24 protein-coding genes are annotated in these 24,681 nt (G+C 74.0%); 5 read left to right on the plus strand and 19 right to left on the minus strand.

The window, feature by feature from the left end; genetic code table 11:
* Nucleotides 1–37: 37 nt before the first annotated feature.
* Complete coding sequence (locus AB0H57_RS25585) at nucleotides 38–916, plus strand: universal stress protein (RefSeq protein ID WP_357510593.1); 879 nt, start codon at nucleotides 38–40, stop codon at nucleotides 914–916.
* A 3-nt stretch (nucleotides 917–919) separates the two neighbouring features.
* Here the strand turns inward: AB0H57_RS25585 and AB0H57_RS25590 are convergent, their stop codons facing one another.
* From AB0H57_RS25590 to AB0H57_RS25600, 3 genes are all read right to left on the minus strand, one after another.
* A complete protein-coding gene (locus AB0H57_RS25590; RefSeq protein WP_357510595.1) occupies nucleotides 920–1,543 on the minus strand; it encodes a CE1759 family FMN reductase in 624 nt (207 codons plus the stop codon).
* Entirely contained in the window at nucleotides 1,540–2,637 is a 1,098-nt protein-coding gene (locus AB0H57_RS25595; RefSeq protein ID WP_357510597.1) for an LLM class flavin-dependent oxidoreductase, read from the minus strand. The genes AB0H57_RS25590 and AB0H57_RS25595 overlap by 4 nt, the downstream gene beginning before the upstream one ends.
* Before the next feature lie 115 nt (nucleotides 2,638–2,752).
* Entirely contained in the window at nucleotides 2,753–3,370 is a 618-nt protein-coding gene (locus AB0H57_RS25600) for a DNA-3-methyladenine glycosylase (RefSeq protein WP_357510599.1), read from the minus strand.
* A 267-nt stretch (nucleotides 3,371–3,637) separates the two neighbouring features.
* On the opposite strand from AB0H57_RS25600, the gene AB0H57_RS25605 reads away from it, so the two are divergent.
* The 4 genes from AB0H57_RS25605 (at nucleotide 3,638) to AB0H57_RS25620 (ending at nucleotide 7,633) form a co-directional block, all read left to right on the plus strand.
* A complete protein-coding gene (locus tag AB0H57_RS25605; protein WP_357510601.1) occupies nucleotides 3,638–4,102 on the plus strand; it encodes a hypothetical protein in 465 nt (154 codons plus the stop codon).
* A gap of 149 nt (nucleotides 4,103–4,251) precedes the next feature.
* Nucleotides 4,252–6,762, plus strand: coding sequence for an AMP-binding protein (locus AB0H57_RS25610; protein ID WP_357510603.1), 2,511 nt, complete (start codon nucleotides 4,252–4,254; stop codon nucleotides 6,760–6,762).
* Between the two features lie 17 nt (nucleotides 6,763–6,779).
* Nucleotides 6,780–7,205 (plus strand): DNA-binding protein, encoded by a 426-nt coding sequence (locus AB0H57_RS25615; protein ID WP_357510605.1) that lies wholly within the window; start codon nucleotides 6,780–6,782, stop codon nucleotides 7,203–7,205.
* A gap of 80 nt (nucleotides 7,206–7,285) precedes the next feature.
* A complete protein-coding gene (locus AB0H57_RS25620) occupies nucleotides 7,286–7,633 on the plus strand; it encodes an MmcQ/YjbR family DNA-binding protein (protein ID WP_357510607.1) in 348 nt (115 codons plus the stop codon).
* Between the two features lie 21 nt (nucleotides 7,634–7,654).
* On the opposite strand, the gene AB0H57_RS25625 is transcribed toward AB0H57_RS25620, so the two are convergent.
* The 16 genes from AB0H57_RS25625 to infC all read right to left on the minus strand — a co-directional run bounded on the left by AB0H57_RS25625 (nucleotide 7,655) and on the right by infC (nucleotide 24,524).
* The gene (locus AB0H57_RS25625; protein ID WP_357510609.1) at nucleotides 7,655–8,494 is read right to left on the minus strand and encodes an arginase family protein; all 840 of its coding nucleotides are present in this window, start codon (nucleotides 8,492–8,494) and stop codon (nucleotides 7,655–7,657) included.
* A complete protein-coding gene (gene argH, locus AB0H57_RS25630) occupies nucleotides 8,491–9,957 on the minus strand; it encodes an argininosuccinate lyase (RefSeq protein WP_357510611.1) in 1,467 nt (488 codons plus the stop codon). The genes AB0H57_RS25625 and argH overlap by 4 nt, the downstream gene beginning before the upstream one ends.
* A gap of 11 nt (nucleotides 9,958–9,968) precedes the next feature.
* Nucleotides 9,969–11,177: an argininosuccinate synthase gene (locus AB0H57_RS25635; RefSeq protein ID WP_357510613.1), complete on the minus strand. Its 1,209-nt coding sequence runs from the start codon at nucleotides 11,175–11,177 to the stop codon at nucleotides 9,969–9,971.
* Entirely contained in the window at nucleotides 11,174–11,686 is a 513-nt protein-coding gene (locus tag AB0H57_RS25640) for an arginine repressor (protein WP_357510615.1), read from the minus strand. Before AB0H57_RS25640 ends, AB0H57_RS25635 begins: the two co-directional genes overlap by 4 nt.
* A complete protein-coding gene (gene argF / locus AB0H57_RS25645; protein ID WP_357510617.1) occupies nucleotides 11,683–12,609 on the minus strand; it encodes an ornithine carbamoyltransferase in 927 nt (308 codons plus the stop codon). Before argF ends, AB0H57_RS25640 begins: the two co-directional genes overlap by 4 nt.
* The gene (locus AB0H57_RS25650) at nucleotides 12,606–13,838 is read right to left on the minus strand and encodes an acetylornithine transaminase (protein ID WP_357510619.1); all 1,233 of its coding nucleotides are present in this window, start codon (nucleotides 13,836–13,838) and stop codon (nucleotides 12,606–12,608) included. Before AB0H57_RS25650 ends, argF begins: the two co-directional genes overlap by 4 nt.
* The gene (gene argB, locus AB0H57_RS25655) at nucleotides 13,835–14,722 is read right to left on the minus strand and encodes an acetylglutamate kinase (protein ID WP_357510621.1); all 888 of its coding nucleotides are present in this window, start codon (nucleotides 14,720–14,722) and stop codon (nucleotides 13,835–13,837) included. Before argB ends, AB0H57_RS25650 begins: the two co-directional genes overlap by 4 nt.
* Nucleotides 14,719–15,891, minus strand: a complete 1,173-nt coding sequence (gene argJ, locus AB0H57_RS25660) for a bifunctional glutamate N-acetyltransferase/amino-acid acetyltransferase ArgJ (RefSeq protein WP_357510623.1) — start codon at nucleotides 15,889–15,891, stop codon at nucleotides 14,719–14,721. The genes argB and argJ overlap by 4 nt, the downstream gene beginning before the upstream one ends.
* The gene (gene argC, locus AB0H57_RS25665; protein ID WP_357510625.1) at nucleotides 15,888–16,889 is read right to left on the minus strand and encodes an N-acetyl-gamma-glutamyl-phosphate reductase; all 1,002 of its coding nucleotides are present in this window, start codon (nucleotides 16,887–16,889) and stop codon (nucleotides 15,888–15,890) included. The genes argJ and argC overlap by 4 nt, the downstream gene beginning before the upstream one ends.
* A gap of 136 nt (nucleotides 16,890–17,025) precedes the next feature.
* The gene (locus AB0H57_RS25670; RefSeq protein WP_357510627.1) at nucleotides 17,026–18,225 is read right to left on the minus strand and encodes a low temperature requirement protein A; all 1,200 of its coding nucleotides are present in this window, start codon (nucleotides 18,223–18,225) and stop codon (nucleotides 17,026–17,028) included.
* A 186-nt stretch (nucleotides 18,226–18,411) separates the two neighbouring features.
* The gene (pheT, locus tag AB0H57_RS25675; RefSeq protein ID WP_357510629.1) at nucleotides 18,412–20,991 is read right to left on the minus strand and encodes a phenylalanine--tRNA ligase subunit beta; all 2,580 of its coding nucleotides are present in this window, start codon (nucleotides 20,989–20,991) and stop codon (nucleotides 18,412–18,414) included.
* Between the two features lie 39 nt (nucleotides 20,992–21,030).
* A complete protein-coding gene (gene pheS, locus AB0H57_RS25680; RefSeq protein ID WP_357510631.1) occupies nucleotides 21,031–22,110 on the minus strand; it encodes a phenylalanine--tRNA ligase subunit alpha in 1,080 nt (359 codons plus the stop codon).
* Nucleotides 22,111–22,362: 252 nt separating this feature from the next.
* Nucleotides 22,363–23,202 carry an RNA methyltransferase gene (locus tag AB0H57_RS25685; RefSeq protein WP_357510633.1) on the minus strand — a complete coding sequence of 280 codons (840 nt, stop codon included), beginning with the start codon at nucleotides 23,200–23,202 and terminating at the stop codon, nucleotides 22,363–22,365.
* A gap of 32 nt (nucleotides 23,203–23,234) precedes the next feature.
* A complete protein-coding gene (rplT, locus tag AB0H57_RS25690) occupies nucleotides 23,235–23,627 on the minus strand; it encodes a 50S ribosomal protein L20 (RefSeq protein ID WP_030335718.1) in 393 nt (130 codons plus the stop codon).
* A gap of 32 nt (nucleotides 23,628–23,659) precedes the next feature.
* On the minus strand, nucleotides 23,660–23,854 hold the full coding sequence (rpmI, locus tag AB0H57_RS25695) for a 50S ribosomal protein L35 (RefSeq protein WP_357510635.1): 195 nt from the start codon (nucleotides 23,852–23,854) through the stop codon (nucleotides 23,660–23,662).
* Between the two features lie 19 nt (nucleotides 23,855–23,873).
* Nucleotides 23,874–24,524, minus strand: a complete 651-nt coding sequence (gene infC / locus AB0H57_RS25700) for a translation initiation factor IF-3 (RefSeq protein WP_357510637.1) — start codon at nucleotides 24,522–24,524, stop codon at nucleotides 23,874–23,876.
* Between the last annotated feature and the right edge of the window lie 157 nt (nucleotides 24,525–24,681).

The following is a 24,681-nucleotide window of genomic DNA, read 5'->3' on the forward strand; positions in this document are numbered from 1 at the left end:
CCGGGTACGTCGACAATTATCGGACCGACCGTGGAGAGTGCCGATGAACCGACCTGTCGTGGTGGGCGTCGACGGATCGCCGTCCAGCCTGGTCGCCGCCGAACACGCGGCCCGCGCCGCCGTGCTGCGGCGCCTGCCGCTGCACCTGGTGCACGGGTATCTGCACCCGCTCGGCTACGGGGTGCCGCTCAACCCGTACGACCTGGGGCTGCCGGCACCCACCGAGGAGTCGCGGCGGATGCTGGAGAAGGCGGCGGGCGGGTTGGTCGACCGCTGGCCCGGGCTGACCGTGCAGGTACGCCAGATCGCCGGTGGGCCGGGCGCGTCGCTGATCGAGGCGTCCCGCCACGCCGCACTCGTCGTGGTGGGCAGTCGCGGGCTTGGTGGCTTCGCCGGGCTGCTGCTCGGGTCGGTGGGCAGCCAGGTGGCGGCGCACGCGCACTGCCCGGTGCTGGTGGTCCGGCCCGAGGAGCAGCCTTTCCCGGTCGACGGGCCGGTGCTGGCCGCGGTGGACGGCTCGGACGGGGCACGGCTGGCCGTCGAGCGCGCCGCCGAGGAGGCAACGCTGCGCGGAGCGCCGCTGGTGCTGGTGCATGTCGGCCCACCCGACGGGGACCGTCCGGTGCCGGAGGAGGTCGAGGAGTCGCAGGCCGCGTACCAGGCGCAGGCGGTGCGGCTGCTCGCGGCGGCGTCCGCGGCGGTCCGCGCCGACCACCCGGACCTGGTGGTGCGCGAGCATCCGGTACGGGCGGCCGGCGTGGTGCAGGGCCTGGTGGAGGCGAGCGGGGCGGCGTCGATGATCGCCGTGGGGACCCGTGGTCGGGGCGGGTTCACCGGCCTGCTGCTCGGCTCGGTCAGCCAGGCGCTGGTGCAGCACGCGCACTGCCCGGTGCTCATCGCCCATCCGTACGAGTGAGGCTCAGTCCTCCCGGCCGCCCAGCAGCTGGGCGAAGTCGGTGGTGAGGGCGAACGGGTCCGCCGGGCTGGTCGCGGCGGGGCGGCGCTCCACCTCCTCGGCCAGCTCGGCGGCGGCCCGCCGGATGCGGGACCGCAGCGCGCTCTCGTCGCGGTCGCCGGACCAGTCCTCCGGCGCCGCGAAGACCGCGGTCGGCACCACCACAGACCGCAGGTACGCGAACATCGGCCGGACGGCGTGCTCCAGGGCGAGCGAGTGCCGGGCGGTGCCGCCGGTCGCGCCGATCAGCACCGGCCGGCCGGTCAGGGCGTCCCGGTCGACCACGTCGAAGAACGCCTTGAACAGTCCGTTGTACGAGGCGTTGAAGATCGGCGTGACGGCGATCAGCCCGTCGGCGCCGGCAACCGTGTCCAGCGCCTGGCGCAGGCCCGCCGACGGGAAGCCGGTGAGCAGGTGGTTGACCACGTCGTGGGCGTGCTCACGCAGCTCGATCACCCGCAGCTCGACGTCGGTGCCGCGCCGGGTCAGCTCGTCGCGGGCGGCGGCGGCGAGCTGGTCGGCGAGCAGCCGGCTGGAGGACGGCTGGTTGAGACCGGCGGAGACGACCGCCAGGGTGCGGCGGCTCATCGGGCGGCCTCCGTGGCGGCGGCGTCGCGGGCGGCGAGCAGGCTGGCGTGGGTGGGCGCCTCGGGCACGTGCGCGGGACGCAGTGAGTCGAACTCCTTGCGCAGCACCGGGACGACCTCCTCGCCGAGCAGGTCCAACTGCTCCAGGACGGTCTTCAGCGGCAGGCCGGCGTGGTCGACCAGGAAGAGCTGGCGCTGGTAGTCACCGACGTACTCGCGGAAGCCGAGGGTACGGTCGATCACCTGCTGCGGGCTGCCCACGGTCAGCGGCGTCTCCCGGGTGAACTCCTCCAGCGACGGCCCGTGCCCGTACACCGGGGCGTTGTCGAAGTACGGCCGGAACTCCCGGACGGCGTCCTGCGAGTTGCGGCGCATGAACACCTGGCCGCCGAGGCCGACGATGGCCTGCTCGGCGGAGCCGTGGCCGTAGTGCGCGAAGCGCTGCCGGTACAGCCCGACCATCCGCTGGGTGTGCTCCTTGGGCCAGAAGATGTGGTTGGCGAAGAAGCCGTCGCCGTAGTACGCGGCCTGCTCGGCGATCTCCGGGCTGCGGATCGAGCCGTGCCAGACGAACGGCGGGACGCCGTCGAGCGGGCGCGGGGTCGAGGTGAACGACTGCAGCGGGGTGCGGAACTTGCCCTGCCAGTCGACCACGTCCTCGCGCCAGAGCCGGCGCAGCAGGTCGTAGTTCTCGATGGCGAGCGGGATGCCGTTGCGGATGTCCTGCCCGAACCAGGGGTAGACCGGCCCGGTGTTGCCGCGTCCCATCATCAGGTCGACCCGGCCGTCGGCCAGGTGCTGGAGCATCGCGTAGTCCTCGGCGATCTTCACCGGGTCGTTGGTGGTGATCAGCGTGGTCGAGGTGGACAGCAGCAGCCGCTCGGTGCGGGCGGCGATGTGGCCCAGCATGGTGGTGGGCGAGGAGGGCACGAACGGCGGGTTGTGGTGCTCACCGGTGGCGAAGACGTCGAGGCCGACCTCTTCCGCCTTGAGCGCGATGGTGACCATCGCCTTGATCCGCTCACGCTCGGTCGGCTCCTGGCCGGTGGTCGGGTCGACCGTGACGTCGCCGACGGTGAAGATTCCGAACTGCATGACCAGCTCCTCGCACGGCCGACCGGGGTCGGGAGAACAGTACGTCGCGCACAACATATTTGACGAGTCAACTATTCCGCCGGGGATGGCGTCCGGGGTGGCCCGGATCACCCGCTCAGCGCCGGCTGCGCGGCACGTGCCGCCGGTACGCGCTCACCGCCGGATCGCCGGTCACCCAGAACCGCCACGGCACGTCGTGCGCCCCGGTCACCCCGACCCGGGGCCCGGCGGAGACCGCCGCGTCCGGAACCGGGACCGCGGCGGGGCGCAGCCGCACCGGGCCGTCGCCGAGCAGGTCCACGCCGTACGCCGCGCGGTCGATGCCGAGGGTGGCGCACAGCCGCGCCGGGCCGCGCGCCAGGTCCACGTCCCGGCGTACGGCCGGCCGGCGGGCGCGGGCCACGTCGAGGCCGTCGACCACCTCGCCGGCACGCAGCAGCACCGCCGACGCCTCCCCGTCCGGCCCGGTGACCACGTTGACGCACCAGTGCATGCCGTAGGTGAAGTAGACGTAGGCGTGCCCGGCCGGACCGAACATCACCGCGTTGCGCGGGGTGCGCCCGCGGTGCGCGTGCGAGGCCGGGTCGCCGGCGGTGCCCGCGTACGCCTCGACCTCGGTGATCCGCACGGTCACGTCGTGGGCGGTCAGGGTGCAGCCGAGCAGCCCCCGGGCGGCCGGCACCACGGGACCGGCGAGCAGGTCGGCCAGCGGGGCGAGATCGGTGCCGGTCATCCGACCCGGCTCCGGACGGTGCGGCGGGGCATGGCCCGACGATATCCGCCCGCGCCGGCGCCGGCCCGCGCCACCGGGTTCGGCACGAGGTCGGCCCAGCCGCCAACTGTCGGCCAGCCGACGCAACCGGACACCGCCACCAACGGTGTAACTGCTGTCACCGCCGGACGACCTCGCGTTGCCGGGCCGGGTGACCGGGCCGACGACAGCCCCGGCACGGGGCCGGGGGCACGCCGTCGCGGCACCATCCGCCGAGGAAGGACCACCATGAACCTGTCCCGCATCCGCGTCCCACTGGCCGGCGCCGCCCTCGCCCTGGGGGCGACCCTCTCCTTCGCCGCGCCGGCCCAGGCCGACGTCGCCACCCAGGCCGACCCGGGCTGGATCCAGTCGTTCGCGCTCGGCGACCCGCTGACCGTCGCCGGCAACGGCCTGGTCGCGTACGTGCCGGTCTCGATCACCTGCACCGACGCCTCGCCGGCGATCTCCGGGGTGAGCGTCAGCCTCCGGCAGACCCGGGGGCAGGACGTCATCACCGCCTACGGCAGCACCCGGCTGACCTGCGACGGCACCGCGCAGAACCTGGTGGTGACGGTGACCGCGCAGGACCAGCGGTTCCTGCCGCGCGAGGTGTACGCCACGGCGCACGCCCAGGCCTGTGACGCCTGGGGCTACGAGTGCAGCTTCGCCGACGACGCGGCGTTCACCCGACTGGTGTACGCCGCCGGCTGACCGGCCACTGGCCGCCGGGACCACGTAGCGGATGGTCCCGGCGGGCACAGCCACGGTACGCCGGGCGGTGTGATCCGCGCCGCCCGGCACGCCGCGCTTCCCGACGGGGACTACCAAATTAGGGCAGGCTTACCTTAGAGTCTGTCCGCGTGACCTCCCCGCCCGAGCTGCTGCCGGCCACCGGCGCGGTGCCCTTCGTCCGCGACCTGGCCAGCCACGGCAGCCGCCCCGCCGTCGTCACCGCCGATGGCACGCTCTCCTACGCCGAGCTGGCCGCCCGGGTCGAGGAGGTCGCCCGCACCCTCGGCGCGCGGCGGCGACTGGTCCTGGTCGCCGGGGCGAACACCGTCGACGCGCTGGTGGCCTACCTGGCCGCCCTGCGCGGCGGCCACCCGGTGCTGCTGGTGCCCGGCACCGGGCCGTCGACCCGGGCGCTGGTCGAGGCGTACGACCCGGACGTGGTGATCGGGCCGGTCCACGGGACCTGGACGATCCAGGAACGGCGCCCCGGCACCGCCCACGAGCTGCACCCCGAGCTGGCGCTGCTGTTGAGCACCTCCGGCTCGACCGGCTCGCCGAAACTGGTCCGGCTCTCCGCGGCGAACCTGACCGCCAACGCCGAGTCGATCGCCGGCTACCTGGGCATCCGGGACACCGACCGGGCGGCGACCAGCCTGCCGCTGCACTACTGCTACGGGCTGTCCGTGGTGAACAGCCACCTGGCCCGGGGCGCCACGCTGATCCTGACCGACCTGTCGGTGGCCGACCGCTGCTTCTGGGAGCTGTTCCGGGCCGCGCAGGGCACCACGTTCGCCGGCGTGCCGTACACCTTCGACCTGCTGGACCGGGTCGGCTTCGCCGGCCTGGACCTACCGCACCTGCGGTACGTCACCCAGGCCGGCGGCCGGCTCGCCCCGGAGACCGTGCTGCGCTACGCCGAGCTGGGCCGCCGCCGGGGCTTCGACCTGTTCGTCATGTACGGGCAGACCGAGGCGACCGCCCGGATGGCGTACCTGCCGCCGGACCTGGCGCGCACCCGCCCCGAGGCGATCGGGGTGCCGGTGCCGGGCGGGGAGTTCCGCCTGGCCCCAGCACCGGACCAGCCCGACGGCGTCGGCGAGCTGGTGTACACCGGCCCGAACGTGATGCTCGGCTACGCGCGGACCCCCGCCGACCTCGCGTCGGGGCGTACCGTCGACGAGCTGGCCACCGGCGACCTGGCCCGCCGGGGCCCGGACGGCCTGTGGGAGATCGTCGGCCGGCGCAGCCGGTTCGCCAAGCTCCTCGGCCTACGGGTCGACCCGCAGGCGGTCGAGGCGCTGCTGGCCCGGCACGGGGTCGACGTGGCCTGCCTCGGCGCCGACGACGAACTGGTGGTGGCCGTCGCCGGTGGCGCCGCACCGGCCCGGATCCGGCGGCTGGTCGCCGACGAGGTCGGCCTGCCACCCCGGGCGGTCCGGGTGCTGGCGGTGCCGCGACTGCCCCGGCTGGCCACCGGCAAGGTCGACTACCCCGGGCTGCGCACCCTCGCCGCCGTCCTCGACTCCCCCGCCGCGCCGGCCGTCGACCACGACCTGTGCCGGCTCTACGCCGAGGTGCTGGAGCGCGACGACGTCACCCCGGACCGCAGCTTCGTCGACCTCGGCGGCGACTCGCTGTCGTACGTGGAGATGTCGGTCCGCCTGGAGCGGGTCCTCGGCCAACTCCCGCCGGACTGGCACACCCGGCCGATCACGGCGCTGCCCGCCCCGACCGCCGGGCGCCCCCGCCGGCGGGCGCTGGAGACCAGCGTGGCGCTGCGGGCGGCGGCGATCGTGCTGATCGTCGGCTCGCACATCCCGCTGTTCACCCTGACCGGCGGCGCGCACCTGCTGCTGGCGGTGGCCGGGTTCAACTTCGCCCGGTTCCAGCTGACCGACGGCTCCCGGCCGGACCGGCTGCGCCAGATCCGGGCCGGGCTGGTCCGGATCGTGCTGCCCACCACCGCCTGGATCGCGGCGATGCTGGTGGTCACCGACCAGTACCGGCTGAGCACCCTGCTGCTGGCGCACAGCCTCATCGGGCCGGCCGACGGCGCGACCGAGTGGCACTTCTGGTTCATCGAGGCGCTGGTCTACCTCCTGGTGGCGGTGGGCGCGCTGCTCGCGCTGCCCCGGGTGGACCGGTGGGAGCGGCGGTTCCCGTTCGGGCTGCCGATCGCGCTGGCCGGGCTGGGACTGCTCGGCCGCTACGACGTGTTCGGCCTCGACGCCCGGTACGGGCTGCCCACCGCCCTCGTGGCGGGCTGGCTCTTCGCGCTCGGCTGGGCGGCGGCCCGGGCCCGCGACGCGCGGCAACGGCTGCTGGTGACCGTCGCGGCGGCGGCCACCGTGCCGGGCTTCTTCGGCGAGCCGGCGCGGGAGGCGCTGATCGTCGCCGGGTTCGCGCTGCTGACCTGGTTGCCGACCGTGCCCAGCCTCGGGGCGGTGAACCGGGTGGCCGGGGTGCTCGCCGGCAGCTCGCTCTACATCTACCTGACCCACTGGCAGGTCTTTCCGCACCTGCGGGACCAGCCGCTGCTGGCGTTGCTGCTGTCGCTGGCGCTGGGCGTGGCGTACGGGGCGGTGGTCGAGCGGCTCTGGCGACGGGACTTCAACAGGATGTTGAAAATGAGGCGTTGATGTGCTGGGGTGGGTCCATGACCGACTCCTTCACCACACCCGACGCCTTCACCGCCCCCGACGCGGCCCGCGCCCGGGCCGAGCGCACCTACGCGGCCCTGCACCGGATCACCGAACGGCACGCCGGCACCCCGGCCCGCCGGCACCGGCAGGCCAACCCGTACGTCGCCGACCCCTGGGAGGCGGTCACCCTGGTCACCGCGCTCGCCGCCGGCGGCGCCGAGCTGGCGGCCGGCGAGGAGCCCGTCGACGGCGCGGACGTGATCGCCGCGCTCACCCTGCTGCCCCACCTGCGCGCCGAGGTCGACGCGCTCGAGGCGGGCCTGCTCACGATGGCCCGCGCCCGCGGGCTCACCTGGCAGGCGATCGCCTTCGGCCTGGGCCTGGGCAGCGCCCAGGCGGCCAAGCAGCGGTTCGAGCGGCTGGCCGCCCGGACGAGCTGACGGCCACGGCCGGCGGACCGCCCGGCTGTCGGGGGTGGCGGGCAGACTGTCCGGCGAGGACGCTTCGACGGGAGGGCGCGATGACCCGCGCGGAACTGCTGGCGTACTGCCTGGCCAAGCCGGGCGCCTGGCTGGACCGGCCGTGGGAGGCCGACGAGGTGGTCAAGGTGGGCAGCAAGATCTTCGCCTTCCTCGGCGCGCCCGACGGCGAGCCCCGGGTCTGGGCCAAGTGCGGGCCGGACCGGGAGGAGGCCGACGAGTGGCTACGCCGCTTCCCCGACGACGCCACCGCCGCCCCCTACCTCGGCCGGTACGGCTGGAACGCGCTGCGGCTGGGCGGCGCGATCCCGGACGAGGACCTGCGCGACGCGGTCGACGGCTCGTACGACGCGGTGGTGGCGCGGCTACCGCGCCGCGAGCGGCCCTGAGCGCCGCCGACCCGGTTCCGATCAGCCGCCGAGCAGGGGCGCCAACGCGTCGAGCAGCGGGCCGGCGTCATCGACCGTGACGTCGGCCCCCTCGGCGACCTCGAACTCCGCGATCTCCACGCCGACGATCTCGTGCTCGGCGAGCACCGCGGCGGCGCCGGCGAGATCGGCCAGGGTCAGCCCGCCGGGCACCCGGTAGTCGGTCGGCACCAGGCCGGGTTCCAGCACGTCGCAGTCGAGGTGGACGTAGACGGGACGGCCCGCCACCAGCCGCCGCAACCGGGCGGGCAGGTCGAGGCCCACCCCGGCCAGCGCCACCGTCCCGTCGGCCACCAACCGCCGCTCGTCCGGGTCGAGGTCCCGCGCCCCGGCCAGCACCACGTTGCCCAGGGCGAGCCCGGCGCCGAGGCCGGAGTCCCAACGCCCGGTGACGCCGGAGAGCACCATTCCGCCGAGGTAAGCGCTGGCGCTGCCGTCCGGGACGTTGAGGTCGCCGTGCGCGTCGAACCAGACCACGCAGGCGTCCGGCCGGTGCCGGGCGAGCACCGGCAGGGTGGCCAGGGCCGCCGCGCACCGGGTGAGGGCGACCACCGGCACCCGACCGGCCGCCAGGATCGCGTCCTGGGTGGCCGCCAGCTCGCGCAGCGCGGGAAGCGCGACCGGCAGCTCGACGTCCCACCGGGCCGGCGCCGCCGGTCGCGGCTCCCCCACCACCGTCACCGGCAGCCGGAGCCGCCGGGCCAGCTCGCCGGCCACCAGCGCGGCGCCCGGCACCGCCCGGTCGTTGTGGTCGCCCGCGGGCCCCTGGTACCGGACCAGCGCGACCCGTTCGGCCGCGCCGGCCCCGTCCGCCCTCGTCACCGCCCGGGTACGACCCGCTCGGCGGCCCAGTCCCGCCAGCCGGCCAACCGGTCCGCCGCGGCGGCGAGCTGGTCGGCGACCGGCCCCGGCCCAGTGGAACCCGGGGTGATGCGCGCGGCCAGCGCGGAGCGCACCGAGAGCACGTCCCGCACCGACGGGTCGAGGTGCTCGCTGACCGTGGCGAGGTCGGCGTCGGACACCTCGTCGAGGGCGCAGTCCCGGGCCACGCAGAGCGCCACCAGCTTGCCGGTGATCTCGTGCGCGTCGCGGAACGGCACGCCCTTGCGGACCAGCCAGTCGGCCACCTCGGTGGCCAGCGAGAAGCCGACCGGCGCGGCGGCGACCAGCCGGTCGACGCGTACCGTCATCGTGGAGATCATCCCGGCCAGGGCCGGCAGCAGCAGTTCCAGGGTGTCGACCGCGTCGAACGCCGGCTCCTTGTCCTCCTGCATGTCCCGGTCGTACGTCATGGGCAGGCCCTTGAGCATGGTGAGCACGCTCATCAGCCCGCCGACGAGGCGGCCGGACTTGCCCCGGGCCAGCTCGGCGATGTCCGCGTTCTTCTTCTGCGGCATGATCGACGACCCGGTGGCGAACGCGTCGTCCAACTCCACCCAGCCGAACTCGTGCGACGTCCAGAGCACCACCTCCTCGCCGAGGCGGGACAGGTGCACGCCGATCATCGCGGTGACGAAGAGGAACTCGGCGACGAAGTCCCGGTCGGCCACCGCGTCCATCGAGTTGGCGAACGACGTACGGAAGCCCAGCTCCTTGGCGACGGCCACCGGGTCCAGCGGCAACCCGGAGCCGGCCAGCGCGCCCGCGCCGAGCGGGCTGACCGCCGTCCGGTCGTCCCAGTCGCGCAGCCGCTCCAGGTCGCGCAGCAGCGGCTGCACGTGGGCGAGCAGCCAGTGCCCGAAGGTGACCGGCTGGGCGTGCTGGAGGTGGGTCATGCCGGGGGCGGCGGTGTCGACGTGCCGCTCGGCCTGCTCGACCAGGGCCTCGGCCAGCTCGACCAGCCGCCCGGCCACTCCCCGGGCGTGATCGCGCAGATAGAGCCGCAGGTCGGTGGCGACCTGGTCGTTGCGGGACCGGCCGGCGCGCAGCTTGCCGCCGAGGCTGCCGAGCCGTTCCAGCAGGCCGCGTTCCAGGGCGGTGTGCACGTCCTCGTCGTCGACGGTGGGGCGGAACTGCCCGGAGGCGCAGGCCGCCTCCAGGTCGTCCAGCGCGGCGAGGATCCGGCCGAGTTCCTCCGGGTCGAGCAGGCCGGCACCGGCCAGCACCCGGGCGTGCGCCCGGGAGCCGGCGATGTCGTACGGGGCGAGGCGCCAGTCGAACTGGACGCTCACCGACAGCCGGGCCAGGGCCTCGGCGGGGCCGCCGGCGAACCGGCCACCCCACAGGCTGGTCCGGTTGGTGGCGGCGCTGTTCTCGGTCAGGCTCTTGTCGTCCACCCCACCCATTGTGAAGGTCACTACTGCGGCCCGCCCAACCGGGCGTCCCGCGCGGCGGCCATCTTGCTGGGCAGGCCCCAGAGCTGCACAAAGCCCTTGGCGAGGGACTGGTCGAAGGTGTCACCGGTGTCGTAGGTGGCCATGCCGAAGTCGTAGAGGCTGGCCTCGGAGCGCCGGCCGGTCACCACGGCCCGGCCGCCGTGCAGGGTGAGGCGCACCTCGCCGGTCACCTGCCGCTGGGCGTCGTCGATGAACGCGTCGAGCGAGTTCTTCAGCGGCGAGAACCACAGGCCGTCGTAGACCAGCTCGCCCCAGCGCTGGTCGACGCCGCGCTTGAACCGGGCCAGGTCCCGCTCGACGGTGACCGCCTCCAGCTCCTGGTGGGCGGTGATCAGGGCGATCGCGCCGGGAGCCTCGTACACCTCGCGGCTCTTGATGCCGACGAGCCGGTCCTCGACCATGTCGAGCCGGCCCACGCCCTGGGCGCCGGCGCGCCGGTTCAGCTCCAGGATCGCCTGGTACGGGGTGACCGTCTCGCCGTCGACCGCGACCGGCACGCCGGCGTCGAAGGTGATGACCACCTCGTCGGCGTCGCGCTCCTGCGCCGGGTCGGCGGTGTACGCGTACAGGTCCTCGATCGGACCGTTCCAGATGTCCTCCAGGAAGCCGGTCTCCACGGCCCGCCCCCACAGGTTCTGGTCGATCGAGTACGGCGACTTCGCCGTCACGTCGATCGGCAGCCCCTTCTCCTCGGCGAAGGCGATCGCCTTGTCCCGGGTCCAGGCGAAGTCCCGAGCCGGCGCGATGATCTTCAGGTCGGGGGCGAGCGCCGCCAGGCCCACCTCGAACCGGACCTGGTCGTTGCCCTTGCCGGTGCAGCCGTGCGAGACGATCGTGCCGCCGTGCTTCTTCGCGGCGGTAACCAGGTGCTTGACGATCAGCGGCCGGGACAGCGCGGAGACCAGCGGGTAGCGGTCCATGTAGAGGGCGTTGGCCCGGATGGCCGGCAGGCAGTACTCGGCGGCGAACTCGTCGCGCGCGTCGATCACCTCGGACTCGACCGCGCCGCAGTCCAGGGCGCGCTGCCGGATGACGTTCATGTCCTCGCCGCCCTGCCCGAGGTCGACCGCCACCGCGATCACCTCGGCGCCGGTCTGCTCGGCCAGGTACGGAATGGCGACGGAGGTGTCCAGACCTCCGGAGTACGCCAGGACGACCCGCTCGGTCATGTGGTGCTCCCTTCAACGTTCTCTTCCCGGCGGGCCCACGCGGCGAGCTGGTCGCCCAACGCGGCGCCGCCGTCGGCCTCGCGGGCCACGACGAGGATGGTGTCGTCGCCGGCGATGGTGCCGACGACCTCGGGCAGGCCCGCTCGGTCCAACGCGCTGGCCAGGTACTGGGCTGCGCCCGGCGGGGTGCGCAGCACGGCGATGTTGCCGCTGGAGTCGACCCCGTTGAGCAGCTCGCGCAGCAGCCGGACCAGCCGGGCCGGCGCGGCCTCGGCGTCGCGCAGCGGCCGGTGGCCGTCCTCCGGGATCAGGTAGACGCCCCGCCCGTCGCCGCCGCGCGCGGTCACCGCGCCCAACTCCTTCAGGTCCCGGGACAGGGTGGCCTGGGTGACCTGGATGCCGTCACCGGCGAGCAGTTCGGCCAGCTCGGTCTGCGAGTGGACGGCCCGGTCGCGGATCAGCTCGACGATGCGGGCGTGCCGGGCGGCGCGGGTCGACGGGGCGGTCATGGGGATGCCTCCAGGAGAAACGTCAGCAGCGCCTTCTGGGCGTGCAGCCGATTCTCCGCCTGGTCGAAGACCGCGCTGCGCGGCCCGTCGAGCGCCTCGTCGGTGATCTCCTCACCCCGGTGGGCGGGCAGGCAGTGCAGCACGATCACGTCGGCTGCGGCGTGGCCGAGCAGCGCGTCGTTCACCTGGTACGGCCGGAACGGGGTGGTCCGGTCCAGGCCGTCGGACTCCTGGCCCATCGAGGTCCAGGTGTCGGTGGCGACCACGTGGGCGCCGCGCACCGCCTCGACCGGGTCGGTGAGCGCGCGTACCGAACCGCCGGTACCGACGGCGATCTTCTCGGCCCGGGCGACGATCTCCGGGTCGGGCTGGAAGCCGGCCGGCCCGGCGACCCGGACGTGCATCCCGGCGGTCGCCCCGGCCAGCAGGTACGAGTGGGACATGTTGTTCGCCGCGTCCCCCACGTACGCCAGGGTCCGCCCGGCGGTGGCGCCGAACCGCTCCCGGACGGTGAGCAGGTCGGCCAGCAACTGGCACGGGTGGTACGTGTCGGTGAGCGCGTTGACCACCGGCACTCCCGCGTGCGCCGCGACCTCGGCGATCCGGTCGTCGCCGTGGGTGCGCAGCACGATCGCGGCGACGTAACGGGACAGCACCCGCCCCGCGTCGCCCAGGGTCTCGCCCCGCCCGAAGTGGGTCACCTGGGTGTCCACCACCAGCGGGTGACCGCCGAGTTCGGCGATGCCCACGTCGAAGGAGAACCGGGTGCGCAGGCTCTGCTTGTCGAAGAGCACCGCCACCGACCGCGGCCCGTCCAGCGGCTTGTACGCGTACCGGTCAGCCTTCATCCGGGCGGCGAGGTCGAGCACGGCCGACTGCTCGGCGGGCGTGAGGTCGTCGTCGCGCAGGAAGTGGCGGGTCATGCGGGGGCCTCCGTACGGCTCGTGGCGGTCGCCGCCGCCGCGACGGTGCCGGCGGTCGGAGTGGGCGCGGCGGCGGTGAGCGCGGAGGGCAGGGCGGCGAGGAACGCCTCCACCTGCGCGGCGGTCAGGACCAGCGGCGGGGCGAGCCGGACCACGCCGGGCTGCACCGGGTTGACCAGGAAGCCGGCCGCGCGCAGGGCGTCGGCCACCGCGCCGGAGACCGGCGCGGCGAGCGCCACGCCGAGCAGCAGGCCCGCGCCGCGTACCTCGCGCACCAGCGGGTGCCCGAGCGCCTCGATCCCCCGCCGCAGCCGCTCCCCGATCCGCTTGACATGGTCGAGCAGCCCCTCGTTGGCGATGGTGGCGATCACCGCGAGCGCCGCGGCGCAGCTAACCGGGTTGCCGCCGAAGGTGGTGCCGTGCGAGCCGGGGGTGAGCAGGTCGGCGGCCGGACCGAAGGCCAGGCAGGCGCCGATCGGCAGGCCGCCGCCGAGCCCCTTGGCGAGGGTGACCAGGTCCGGTTCGACACCCTCGGCCTGGTGGGCGAACCAGTGCCCGGTGCGGCCGACGCCGGTCTGCACCTCGTCGAGCACCAGCAGCGCGCCCCGGGCCGCGGTGATCCGCCGGGCCTCGGCGAAGTACCCGGGCGGCGGGACGACCACGCCGTTCTCCCCCTGGACCGGTTCCAGGATCACCATGGCGGTGGCGTCGGTGACGGCCGCGTCGAGGGCGGCGGCGTCGCCGTACGGGACGTGGGTGACGTCGCCGGGCAGCGGGCGGAACGGGTCGGCCTTGGCCGGCTGGCCGGTGAGCGCCAGGGCGCCCATGGTCCGGCCGTGGAACCCGCCCTGCGCGGCGACCACGTGGCTGCGCCCGGTCAGCCGGGAGAGCTTGAACGCCGCCTCGTTCGCCTCGGCGCCCGAGTTGGCGAAGAAGACCCGGCCGGGGCGGCCGGCCAGGGCCAGCAGCAGTTCGGCCAGGGCCACCGGCGGTTCGGCGACGAACAGGTTCGACACGTGCCCAAGGGTGGCGACCTGCCGGCTGACGGCGGCCACCACGGCCGGGTGGGCGTGGCCGAGGGCGTTGACGGCGATGCCGCCGAGCAGGTCCACGTACTCCCGGCCGGCCTCGTCGACCACGACGGCGCCGGCGCCGGAGACGAGCGCCAGCGGCGGGGTGCCGTAGGTGTCCATCATCGTCGCGCCCCAGCGCTGCACCAGCGTGCTCATGACGGAATCACCATCGTGCCGAACCCTTCCGAGGTGAAGACCTCAAGCAACGTGGAGTGGGCGACCCGGCCGTCGACGACGTGCGCGGCCGGCACTCCCCCGCGCACCGCCCGCAGGCAGGCCTCCATCTTCGGGACCATCCCGGACTCCAGCGTCGGCAGCAGCTTCGCCAGGTCGTCGGCGGTGATCTCGCCGACCAGGCTGGACGTGTCTGGCCAGTCCGCGTACAGGCCGGGCACGTCGGTGAGGACGACCAGCTTGCGGGCGTCCAGGGCGACGGCGAGCGCGGCGGCGGCGGTGTCGGCGTTCAGGTTGTGCAGCACCCCGTCGGCGTCCGGCGCGACGGTGGAGATCACCGGGATCCGGCCGGCCGCGATCAGATCGGCCACCGCGGAGACGTTCACCGACTCCACGTCGCCGACCTGCCCGACGTCGACCGGCTCGCCGTCCACATACGCCGGGCGGCGCACCGCGGTGAACAGGCCGGCGTCCTCGCCGGAGAGGCCGACCGCGTACGGGCCGTGCGCGTTGATCAGCCCGACCAGTTCCCGGCCCACCTGGCCGACCAGGACCATCCGGACCACGTCCATCGCCTCCGCGGTGGTGACCCGCAGGCCGCCCTTGAACTCGCTGGCGATGCCGAGCCTGGCGAGCATGGCGGAGATCTGTGGGCCGCCGCCGTGCACGACGACCGGCTTGAGGCCGGCGTACCGGAGGAAGACCATGTCGGCGGCGAAGGCGCGCTGGAGGTCGGGGTCGACCATGGCGTTGCCGCCGTACTTGACCACCACGGCGGCCCCGGAGAACCGGGCCAGCCAGGGCAGTGCCTCGATCAGGGTCTCGGCCTTGGCCTGGGCCCGGGTGAGGTCAGTGGAGAGGTTCATGTGGAATACGCCGAATTCTCGTGCACGTACGCGTGCGACAGGTCGTTGGTCCAGATGGTCGCGGCGGCGTCACCGGCGTGCAGGTCGATCCGGATGGTCACGTCCCGGCCGGTCAGGTCCACCTTGGACCGGTCCTCGGCGGCAGCGCCGTCGCGGCAGACCCAGACCCCGTTGACCGCGACGTCCACGCCGTCCGGCTCGAAGGCGGCGGCGGTGGTGCCTACGGCGGCGAGGATCCGCCCCCAGTTCGGGTCGTTGCCGAACAGCGCGGTCTTGACCAGGTTGTTCCGGGCCACCGAGCGCCCCGCCTCGACCGCGTCGTCCTCGTCCGCCGCGCCGGTCACCTCGATGGCGATCTGCTTGGTGGCGCCCTCCGCGTCGGCGATCAACTGCTGGGCCAGGTCGTGGCAGGCGGCGGTGACCGCCGCGGTCAGCTCCGCCTCGGTGGGTTCGACCCCGGACGCGCCGCTGGCCAGCAGCAGCAGGGTGTCGTTGGTGGACATGCAGCCGTCGGAGTCGACCCGGTCGAAGGTGACCCGGGTGGCGGCGCGCAGCGCGGCGTCCAGCAGCTCCGGCCCGGCCACCGCGTCGGTGGTGAGCACACAGAGCATGGTGGCCATCGCCGGGGCGAGCATGCCGGCGCCCTTGGCCATCCCGCCGACCGTCCAGCCGCTCCCCTTCGCCACGGTGGTCTTCGGCCGGGTGTCGGTGGTCATGATCGCCTCGGCGGCCGGCTGGCCGCCGTCGCGGGACAGCCGCCGTACGGCGGAGCGGACGCCGGAGAGCAGCGCGGGCATGGGGAGCCGCTCGCCGATCAGGCCGGTGGAGCAGACGGCGACCTCGCCGGCGCCGACCATCAACCGGGCGCTGCTGCCGGTGAGGGCGGCGGCGGCGTGCTCGGCGGTGGCGTGGGTGTCCTGGAAGCCGGCCGGGCCGGTGCAGGCGTTCGCGCCGCCGGAGTTGAGCACCACGGCGCGGACCACGCCGCCCCGCACGACCTGCTGGGTCCAGAGCACCGGGGCGGCCTTGACCCGGTTGGCGGTGAAGACACCGGCGACCGTGGCGTCCGGCCCGTCGTTGACGACGAGCGCGACGTCGGCGGCCCCACTGGTCTTCAGGCCGGCGGCGACGCCCGCCGCGCGGAAGCCCCGGGGGGTGGTGACGCTCATGGCTTCACTCCGAACACGGAGAGTCCGGTGGTCTCGGGGAGGTCGAACATCAGGTTGGCGTTCTGCACCGCCTGGCCGGCCGCGCCCTTACCCAGGTTGTCGACGGCGCTGACCACGATCACCCGGCCGGAGTCGACGTCGACGCTCGCCTGGAGGTGGCAGGAGTTGGAGCCGGCGGTGGCGGCGGTGTGCGGCCAGGTCCCCTCCGGCAGCACGTGCACGAAGGGCTCGTCCGCGTAGGCCGCGGCGAGGACCTCGCGCGGGTCGGCGTCCCCGGTCGGCACGGCGGTGACGGTGGCCAGGATGCCGCGCGGCATCGGCGCGAGAACCGGGGTGAAGGAGAGGCTGTGGGCGCCGGTGGCCTGCTTGATCTCCGGCACATGCTGGTGCGCGCCCACCTTGTAGGGCGACAGGTCGCCCATCACCTCACTGCCGAGCAGGTGGGCCTTGGCGGACCGGCCGGCGCCGGAGGTGCCGGACGCGGCGACCACCACGATGTCGGTCGGCCGGACCGCGCCGGCTGCGATCAGCGGGGCGAGCGCGAGGGTGGTGGCGACGGCGTAGCAGCCGGTGTTGGCGACCCGACCGGCGGCCGCGATCGCCGCCCGCTGGCTGGGCAGTTCGGGCAGCCCGTAGGTCCAGGCGCCGGCGTGCGGTCCGCCGTAGTAGCGGGCCCAGGCGTCCGCGTCGCGCAGCCGGTGGTCGGCGCCGAGGTCGACCACGGTGACCGTCTCCGGCAGGGCCGCGGCCAGGGCCGCCGACTCGCCGTGCGGCAGGGCCAGGAAGACCAGATCCGCGTCGGCCAGGGCCGCCGGGTCGGTCGCCCCGAGGACCAGGTCCAGGCCCGCGAGCTGCGGGTGTACGGCGGCGACGGGCTGGCCGGCCTGCGAGTGCGCGGTGGCGGCGGCGAGGTCGAACTCGGGGTGTCCGGCGATCAGGCGCAGCAGCTCGCCGCCGGCGTAGCCGCTCGCACCCGCGACCGCGACTCGGATACCCATACCCACCTCCGCATGACTATGCAGCTAAGCTAGCAGGATCATTGCGACGCTGCAAGTTCATACAGCAGGCCGCATGAAGTTCGACGCCGATGGAGCGGCCCGAGCGCGACCGACCGGTGCGGGCGGAGGCGGCGCGTCAGCCCCTGCCCGGCACATCCGGCGGTGGCGCCGCCTCCCTCGGAGACAGCCGCCAGGTGATCACGTTGGAGGTGGCGACGCCGGCCAGCACCAAGGCAGCGGCCAGGGCCACCACCAGGGGCGGCAGCACGTGGACCGCCGGGACCATGATCGCGAGCAGCACCAACGCGATCGGCCGCGACCAGGAGACGCGACTGAAGGAGGCGTAGTCGAGCATCCCCCGGCCGACCAGGAACAACGCCGGTCCGCCGAGGATGACCGTGATCCGCGCCGTCGTGGTCGCACCGAACGGTTCCATGATGATCAGCCGATCCCCCACGGCGCTGACCGCGACGCCGATGACCATGAGCAGGTGCGCGTACGACGCGACCTCACCGACATAGGCCGGGGCCCGGGACGACGCGATGGCGGCCGGGAGCAACTCGCCCGCCCGGTAGTAGTAGATCTGCCAGAGGAGCACGGTGATCACGAACGCCACCAGCAGGGCAGACGTCCGCTCGCGCTGGAAGCCGTACGGGCTGATCTGGATGCCGGAGGTCAGGATGGTCTCACCGAAGGCGATGATGAGCACCTGCCGGTAGCGCTCCGTCAGGTGCCCCTCCGCGATCGGTTGGCCCCGTAGCCCGGCGCGCCCCAGCCACGGGGTCGGGAAGTCCAGCAGCCCGGCGGCGTAGTCGACGAGAACCGCCACGGTCCAGCAGGCCAGTCGCAGGTCGCCGGCCGCGAAGATCCCCGCGATCCACGGCACCGCCGATACACAGGCCCAAAAGAGGATCCGGATGCTCACCCCGCGCGCGTAACCGTCCCCGCCAAACAGCACGAGCCAGAGGTGCCGGAGCACCTGGACGGCGACGTAGACCCCCGCGAAGACCGCCGCGTGAGCCTCCAAGGCTGCCGGCAACGAGGCGGCCATCAACAGGGCACCGAGCATGGTCACGATGACCATGACCTGGATCATCGGGCGGGTGGGGTCGTACCGGTTGGCCGTCCAGGCCATCCGGTACCAGAGCCACCAGATGGCCAGCGTCAGCACCATCGCCGAGTAGAAGCCGTGCCAGTTCAGGTGCTCGACCAGACGGTCGGAAAGGCGGGTGAGGGCGAAGACGAGCACCACATCGAACAGCAGTTCGACGAAGCCGGCCCGCTGTGGGGGCTTACGGCTTCCCGGCAGTTCCGCCGCCTCACCACGCGTGGTCATCTGGGTACCTCGTTTTGCCCAGTTTTGACCATTATCTTCAGTATCAGGCCGGATGTACGCCGGACCAGAGGATTCGACCCGACGCCGAGGAGCGCCTCGGCGATCAGCGCGGACAGGACACCGCGACCGGGCCGGATACGCCGAGGGCCCCGCCCGCCGCCGCGGAAGGGGCCCTCGATCGATAAGTCAGCCGCCTCGCAGGGTGGCGCCGAACCGCTCCGCCGCGCGGGCCACCGCCGCGTCGCGGGCGGCCACCGCCTCCTCGACGGTCAGCGTCCGGTCCGGGGCGCGGAACGTCAGCTTGTACGCCAGCGACCGGCGACCCGCGCCGAGCTGCTCCGAGGTGTACACGTCGAAGAGCCGGACGTCCTCCAGCAACGGGCCGGCGCCCTCGACGAGCGCCCGCTGCACCTCCGCGGCGGGTACCGCGGCGTCCAGCACCAGCGCCACGTCGATCAGCGCCGGTGGGAAGGAGGAGATGGCCGGCCCGGTCAGCATCGGCGGGGCCGGCAACGCGTCCAGGTTCAGCTCCATCGCGCAGCCGCGGCGGGGCAGTTCCAGGGTTGCCAGCACGGCCGGGTGCAGCTCGCCGGCGTACCCGACGACCTCGTCGTCCACCAGCAGCTCGGCGCAGCGCCCCGGGTGCCAGGGGGCGTGTTCGGCGGCCCGGACGGTGACCCGGTCGGCCGGGATGCCGGCGGCGGCGAGGACGTCACGGCCCGCCTCCACGGCGTCCGCCCAGCCGGCCGGGCGGCCCGCACCCCACCAGCCGGCCGGCTCGAGGTCACCCGCGGTCACCGTGGCCACGTGCCGCGGCTGGTCCGGCACCACCGCGTCGGCGGCGGCGAACTCCTCGTCGGTCGGGCGCCGGTCCACGCCCATCGCGGGCGGGGCGCCGACGCCGGGACGCGGGTGGAACACCGCCCCGATCTCGTAGATCGCCACGTCCCGCTGGCCCCGCCCGATGTTGCGCTTGAGCGTGCCGAGCAGCGGCCCGAGCAGCGAGGTCCGCATCAGCGGCTCCTCCTCCGACAGCGGATTCGCCAGCCGCACCGCCGGGCGGCGCGGGTCGTCGGCCGGCAGGCCGAGCTGGTCGGCCAGCTCCACCGAGACGAACGGGTGGGACAGCACCTCGGCGTACCCCCGTTCGGCCAGCGACCGGGCGACCGCCCGGCGGCGCCGCTGCTGCCAGGTCAGGCCACGGCCGGCGGGCGCGGCCGGCAGCACCGACGGCACCCGGTCGTACCCGTCGAGGCGGACCACCTCCTCGACCAGGTCGGCCGGGTCGGTGAGGTCGGGCCGCCAGCTCGGCGGGGTGACGACGAGCACCTCGCCGTCACCCGCGGCCACGCCGACCTCGCCCGGGTCCTCCCCGAGCCGGTCGGCGCCCCGGGTGACCGTGCAGCCGACCTGCTCCAGCAGCTCGACCACCCGCTCGGTGGAGTAAGTCACCCCGATCCGGCGCGACGGCTGGTCGGCCGGCAGGGTGACCGGCGCGCCCGGCCGGACGTGGTCGATGTCGAGGATCTCGGGGCCGGCGCTGCCCCCGCCGTGCTCGGTGAGCAGCCGGACCGCCTTCTCCAGCGCGACCAGCGCCAGGGTCGGGTCGACGCCCCGCTCCCACCGCTTGGCCGCCTCGCTGAACAGCTTGTGCCGCCGCGCGGTACGCCCGACCATCGCTGGGTCCCAGTGCGCCGCCTCGAAGAGCACGTTCGTGGTGGAGGCGATGACCTCGCTGGTCTCGCCGCCCATCACCGCGGCCAACGAGATCGGGACGCCGGCGCCCTCGCCGGCGACGGCGTCGGGAATCCCGGCGTCGCAGATCACCATGTCGTCGGCGACCAGGGTGCGGGTGACGCCGTCCAGCGTGGTCAGCTTCTCCCCCGGCTCGGCCCGACGGACCACCAGCGGGCCGGTGATCCGGTCGGCGTCGAAGGCGTGCATCGGCTGGCCGAGTTCCAGCATCAGGTAGTTGGTGATGTCCACCGGCAGCGAGATGCTGCGGATGCCGGCCACGGTGAGCCGCTGCGCCATCCAGCCGGGGGTCTGCGCGGTCGGATCCACGCCGCGGACCATCCGGGCGGCGAACCGGTCGCAGCCGACCGTGTCCCGCACATGCACCGGGTACGCCGGCTCGTCGGTCGCCCCGGGCGCCGCGGCCAGCGCCGGGTCGCGGAACGGCACGCCGAGGGCGTGCGACAGCTCGCGGGCGAGGCCGCGCACGCTCAACGCGTAACCCCGGTCGGGGGTGATCTCCAACTCGACCACGGTGTCGTCGAGGCCGACCACCGGGCGGGCGTCGTCGCCGGGCTTGGCCGGGGTGTCCTCGGGCAGCACGATGATGCCCGAGTGGTCGTCGCCCAGGCCCAGCTCCTTGGCCGAGCAGATCATGCCGTTGGAGTTGCGCCCGTACGTCTTGCGCGCGCCGATGGCGAAGTTGCCGGGCAGCACGCCGCCGGGGAGGATCACCACCACCCGGTCGCCCGGGGCGAAGTTGCGCGCCCCGCAGACGATCTCCTGCGGCTCGCCGGTGCCGTTGGCGGCGCCGACGTCGACCCGGCAGAACCGGATCGGCTTCTTGAAGCCGGTCAGCTCCTCGATCTCCAGGACCTCGCCGACCACCAGCGGGCCGGTGACGGTTCCCCGCAGGTCCACGATCGACTCGACCTCGATGCCGAGGTCGACGAGCGCCTGCTCCAGGTCGTCGGTGGGCAGGTCGGTGGGGAGGTCGACGTACTCCCGCAGCCAACTGACAGAAACTCGCATGACTCAGACCACCGTCTCCGTTGTCCGTACCCGCATCGCCTACGCCCCGGTGCCCAGCGCCCGGGTGAACCGCACGTCGCCCTCGAACAGGTCGCGGATGTCGCCGACCCCGTGCCGGACCATCAGCGTGCGCTCGATGCCCATGCCGAAGGCGAATCCGGAGTAGACCTCCGGGTCGATGCCGCAGGCGCGCAGCACCCGCGGGTTGACCATGCCGCAGCCGCCCCACTCGACCCACTGCGGGCCGTTGCGGTGCTCCGGGAACCACACGTCGAACTCGGCCGACGGCTCGGTGAACGGGAAGTAGTGCGGCCGCCAGCGGGTCTTCGCTCCCTCGCCGAACATCGCCCGGGCGAAGTGGTCCAGCGTGCCGCGCAGGTGCGCCATCGTGATGCCCTTGTCGACCACGAGCCCCTCGGCCTGGTGGAAGACCGGGCTGTGGGTCGCGTCGACCTCGTCGGTGCGGTAGACCCGGCCGGGCACGATCACGTGGATCGGCGGCCTGCGGCTGAGCATGGTGCGGACCTGCACCGTGGAGGTGTGGGTACGCAGCACCAGGCCGGAGCCCTCCGTGCCGGACGGCGCGGCGATGTGGAAGGTGTCCATCAACCCGCGCGCCGGGTGGTCGGCGGGGATGTTCAACGCGTCGAAGTTGCTCCACTCCAGCTCGACCTCGGGGCCCTCGGCCACCTCGTAGCCCATTCCGACGAACAGGTCGCTGATCTGCTCCATCAGGGTGGCCAGCGGGTGGCGGGCCCCCCGGGGCCGGCGGTCGTACGGCAGGGTCACGTCGACCCGCTCCTCGACCAGCACCCGCGCGGCCTGCTCCCGCTCCAGCACCTCCTGCCGGGCGGCGTACGCGGCCTCGACGGCGCGGCGGGCCTCGTTGACCCGCTTGCCGGCGTCGGACTTCGCGGCCGGCGGCAGCGCGCCGATCTCGCGGCGGGCCAGCGACACCGGCGACCGGTCCCCCAGATGGACGGGGCGCAGCGCGGTCAGCGCGTCCGGATCGGCGGCGGCGGCGAACGCCTGCTCGGCGTCGGCCACGGCCTCGGCCAGGGCGGCCGGGTCGAGCAGGGCGACCTGCTTCGGGTCGTACGGATCGTTGCGGTAGCTCATGGCGTACGGGCACTCCCTCACGGCGGCGCCGGCCCTCGCGGGCGGCTAGGCGAGTCTACGGACGCGCGGCTGTGCCGCAGCCCGCCGGTGGGAGGTTCGCAGGGAGCAGGTCAGGCCCGCCGCCCGCCGACACCGGCGGGCTGGCTAAACGAACGCCATGTCGCGTTCACGGGCGGACGCTCTCCTCTGCTGGGCGACCGCCGTGCCCCGCGGTTGCGACAGTTTCGCCGACACAACGGGTGGCACGCGCGGTCATCGATGTGCTCTCGCTGAAGCGTACAGGCAGACCGCCGCGGCCGCAGCCAGGTTCAGGCTCTCGGCGCGCCCGTGCAGCGGCACCCGCACCCGCTCGTCGGCGGCCTCGGTGAGCGCCGGGGGCAGCCCGTGCGCCTCGGAGCCGAAGAGCCAGGCGGTGGGGGCGGCCAGCCGGCCGGCGTCGGCCAGGTCGTCCAGGTCGGCGGCGCCGTACCCGGTGGTGGCGAAGATCGAGAGCCCGGCGGTACGTAGCGCTTCGACCGCGTGGACCGGGTCGGCGGCGCGGACCACGTCGACGTGGAAAAGGCTGCCGGCCGAGGCCCGCACGCACTTGCCGTTGTACGGGTCGACCGCGTCGCCGGCGAAGACCACCGCGCCGGCGCCGGCGGCGTCGGCGGTGCGCAGCACGGTGCCGGCGTTGCCCGGGTCGCGGATCTCGGCGAGCACCGCCACCAGCCGCGGCCGGCGGGCGAGGGCCCGCTCCAGGGGTACGTCGAGCTGCCGGCAGACGGCGACCAGGCCCTGCGGGGCGACGGTCTCGGCGAGCGCGGCGAGCGCCTCGTCGGTCACCTCGGAGACGGGCACGTCCGCCCCGGCGGCGGTCGCGGCGAGGTCGGCGTACCGGTCCAGGGCGGCCGGGGTGCCGAACAGCTCGACCACCGTGCCCGTGTGGGCCAGGGCCTCCCGGACTGCCTGCGGTCCCTCGGCCAGGAACCGGCCGGCGCCGTCTCGGTCCCGGCGACGCTGGAGCCGGCGGGCCGCGACGACCCTGGGGGTACGCGGGGTGAACAACCCGGGGACAGCGTCGAGGCGCCTCCCGCGCGATGGTGACGGCATGGGAGACGCCTCGATCTGTCGGTACGGGTGGATCAGGCGGCCTGGGCCGCGGCGCCACCGGTGCCCTCGGCCGCCACGGCGGCGCGGGCCAGCTCGACGATCGCGGCGAACGCCGCGGCGTCGTTGACGGCCAGGTCGGCCAGGATCTTACGGTCGACCTCGATGCCGGCCAGGCGCAGGCCCTGGATCAGCCGGTTGTAGGTCATGCCGTTGGCCCGGGCGCCGGCGTTGATCCGCTGGATCCAGAGCTGCCGGAAGTCGCCCTTGCGGTCGCGGCGGTCCCGGTAGGCGTACTGCATCGAGTGCAGCACCTGCTCCTTGGCCTTGCGGTACAGCCGGGAGCGCTGACCGCGGTAGCCGCTCGCGGTCTCCAGCAGGGTACGGCGCTTCTTCTGGGCGTTCACAGCCCGCTTGACGCGTGCCATCTCAACTTCTCCTTCAGGTCAGGTGGCGCGCGTCAGCGGCCGAGCAGCTTCTTGATGCGCTTGACGTCGGCCTTGGCCACCTCGACCGTGCCGGACAGCCGGCGGGTCTGGGTGGAGGGCTTCTTCTCCAGCTTGTGACGGAGGCCGGCCTGCTGGGCAACGATCTTGCCCTTGCCGGTCACCTTGACCCGCTTGCCCATACCCGTGTGGCTCTTCATCTTCGGCATGTGGAACGTCTCTCCCCTGTTACTGGCCGCTGGTGTCAGCGGTCGTGCCGGTCTCACCGGCTACTGCGGTCTCGCCGGCCGCCGGGGTCTCGCCACCTGCCGGGGCGGCCGACTCCTCCGCGACCCGTTCCCGAGGTCCACCACGGGACGCCGTCGCGGCGACCGCGGAGGCCTTCACGGCCCGGTGCGGAGCGAGAACCATGATCATGTTTCGGCCGTCCTGCTTCGGCGCGGCCTCGACGTATCCCAGGTCCGTGATCTCGGACTCGAGCCGGCGCAGGAGCCGGTAACCCAGCTCCGGGCGGCTCTGCTCGCGACCGCGGAACATGATCGTCACCTTGACCTTGTCGCCCGCCTTGAGGAACCGCACCACGTGACCCTTCTTGGTCTCGTAGTCGTGCGGGTCGATCTTCGGCCGGAGCTTCATCTCCTTGATGACGGTCTGCTGCTGGTTACGCCGCGCTTCGCGCGCCTTCAGTGCGCTCTCGTACTTGAACTTGCCGAAGTCCATGAGCTTGCACACCGGCGGGCGCGCCATCGGCGCAACCTCGACCAGGTCCAGGTCGACGTCCGCGGCCAGCTGCAGGGCGCGCTCCAGCGGGACGATGCCCACCTGCTCACCCTCAGGACCGACCAGTCGGACCTCACGTGCCCGGATCTGCTCGTTCACGCGTGGTTCGACGCTGATGGGGCCTCCTCGAGTCGAGTCTCCTGCGGTGCCGACCCCGCGAGCTCCCGGGTGGGAGCGACCCGGAAAGCAGTAAGGCCCCGGCGCATGCCAGGGCCCACTCGACCGGTCGGCACGACCCCATGGTCGCGCATCCGGA

This window comes from Micromonospora sp. NPDC050686, from assembly GCF_040654475.1.
Taxonomy (GTDB): Bacteria; Actinomycetota; Actinomycetes; order Mycobacteriales; family Micromonosporaceae; genus Micromonospora.

Coding starts and splice junctions, on each gene's coding strand:
- AB0H57_RS25635 (WP_357510613.1), bottom strand. CDS start 11,177: ATGACCGAGCGGGTCGTCCTGGCGTACTCCGGAGGTCTGGACACCTCC.
- AB0H57_RS25640 (WP_357510615.1), bottom strand. CDS start 11,686: ATGACCGCCCCGTCGACCCGCGCCGCCCGGCACGCCCGCATCGTCGAG.
- AB0H57_RS25685 (WP_357510633.1), bottom strand. CDS start 23,202: ATGCCGTCACCATCGCGCGGGAGGCGCCTCGACGCTGTCCCCGGGTTG.
- rpmI (WP_357510635.1), bottom strand. CDS start 23,854: ATGCCGAAGATGAAGAGCCACACGGGTATGGGCAAGCGGGTCAAGGTG.
- AB0H57_RS25650 (WP_357510619.1), bottom strand. CDS start 13,838: ATGAGCACGCTGGTGCAGCGCTGGGGCGCGACGATGATGGACACCTAC.
- pheS (WP_357510631.1), bottom strand. CDS start 22,110: ATGAGCTACCGCAACGATCCGTACGACCCGAAGCAGGTCGCCCTGCTC.
- AB0H57_RS25620 (WP_357510607.1), top strand. CDS start 7,286: ATGACCCGCGCGGAACTGCTGGCGTACTGCCTGGCCAAGCCGGGCGCC.
- pheT (WP_357510629.1), bottom strand. CDS start 20,991: ATGCGAGTTTCTGTCAGTTGGCTGCGGGAGTACGTCGACCTCCCCACC.
- rplT (WP_030335718.1), bottom strand. CDS start 23,627: ATGGCACGCGTCAAGCGGGCTGTGAACGCCCAGAAGAAGCGCCGTACC.
- argC (WP_357510625.1), bottom strand. CDS start 16,889: ATGGGTATCCGAGTCGCGGTCGCGGGTGCGAGCGGCTACGCCGGCGGC.
- argH (WP_357510611.1), bottom strand. CDS start 9,957: ATGGGTGGGGTGGACGACAAGAGCCTGACCGAGAACAGCGCCGCCACC.
- AB0H57_RS25600 (WP_357510599.1), bottom strand. CDS start 3,370: ATGACCGGCACCGATCTCGCCCCGCTGGCCGACCTGCTCGCCGGTCCC.
- AB0H57_RS25615 (WP_357510605.1), top strand. CDS start 6,780: ATGACCGACTCCTTCACCACACCCGACGCCTTCACCGCCCCCGACGCG.
- argB (WP_357510621.1), bottom strand. CDS start 14,722: ATGAACCTCTCCACTGACCTCACCCGGGCCCAGGCCAAGGCCGAGACC.
- AB0H57_RS25590 (WP_357510595.1), bottom strand. CDS start 1,543: ATGAGCCGCCGCACCCTGGCGGTCGTCTCCGCCGGTCTCAACCAGCCG.
- argF (WP_357510617.1), bottom strand. CDS start 12,609: ATGACCCGCCACTTCCTGCGCGACGACGACCTCACGCCCGCCGAGCAG.
- AB0H57_RS25670 (WP_357510627.1), bottom strand. CDS start 18,225: ATGACCACGCGTGGTGAGGCGGCGGAACTGCCGGGAAGCCGTAAGCCC.
- AB0H57_RS25605 (WP_357510601.1), top strand. CDS start 3,638: ATGAACCTGTCCCGCATCCGCGTCCCACTGGCCGGCGCCGCCCTCGCC.
- argJ (WP_357510623.1), bottom strand. CDS start 15,891: ATGAGCGTCACCACCCCCCGGGGCTTCCGCGCGGCGGGCGTCGCCGCC.
- AB0H57_RS25595 (WP_357510597.1), bottom strand. CDS start 2,637: ATGCAGTTCGGAATCTTCACCGTCGGCGACGTCACGGTCGACCCGACC.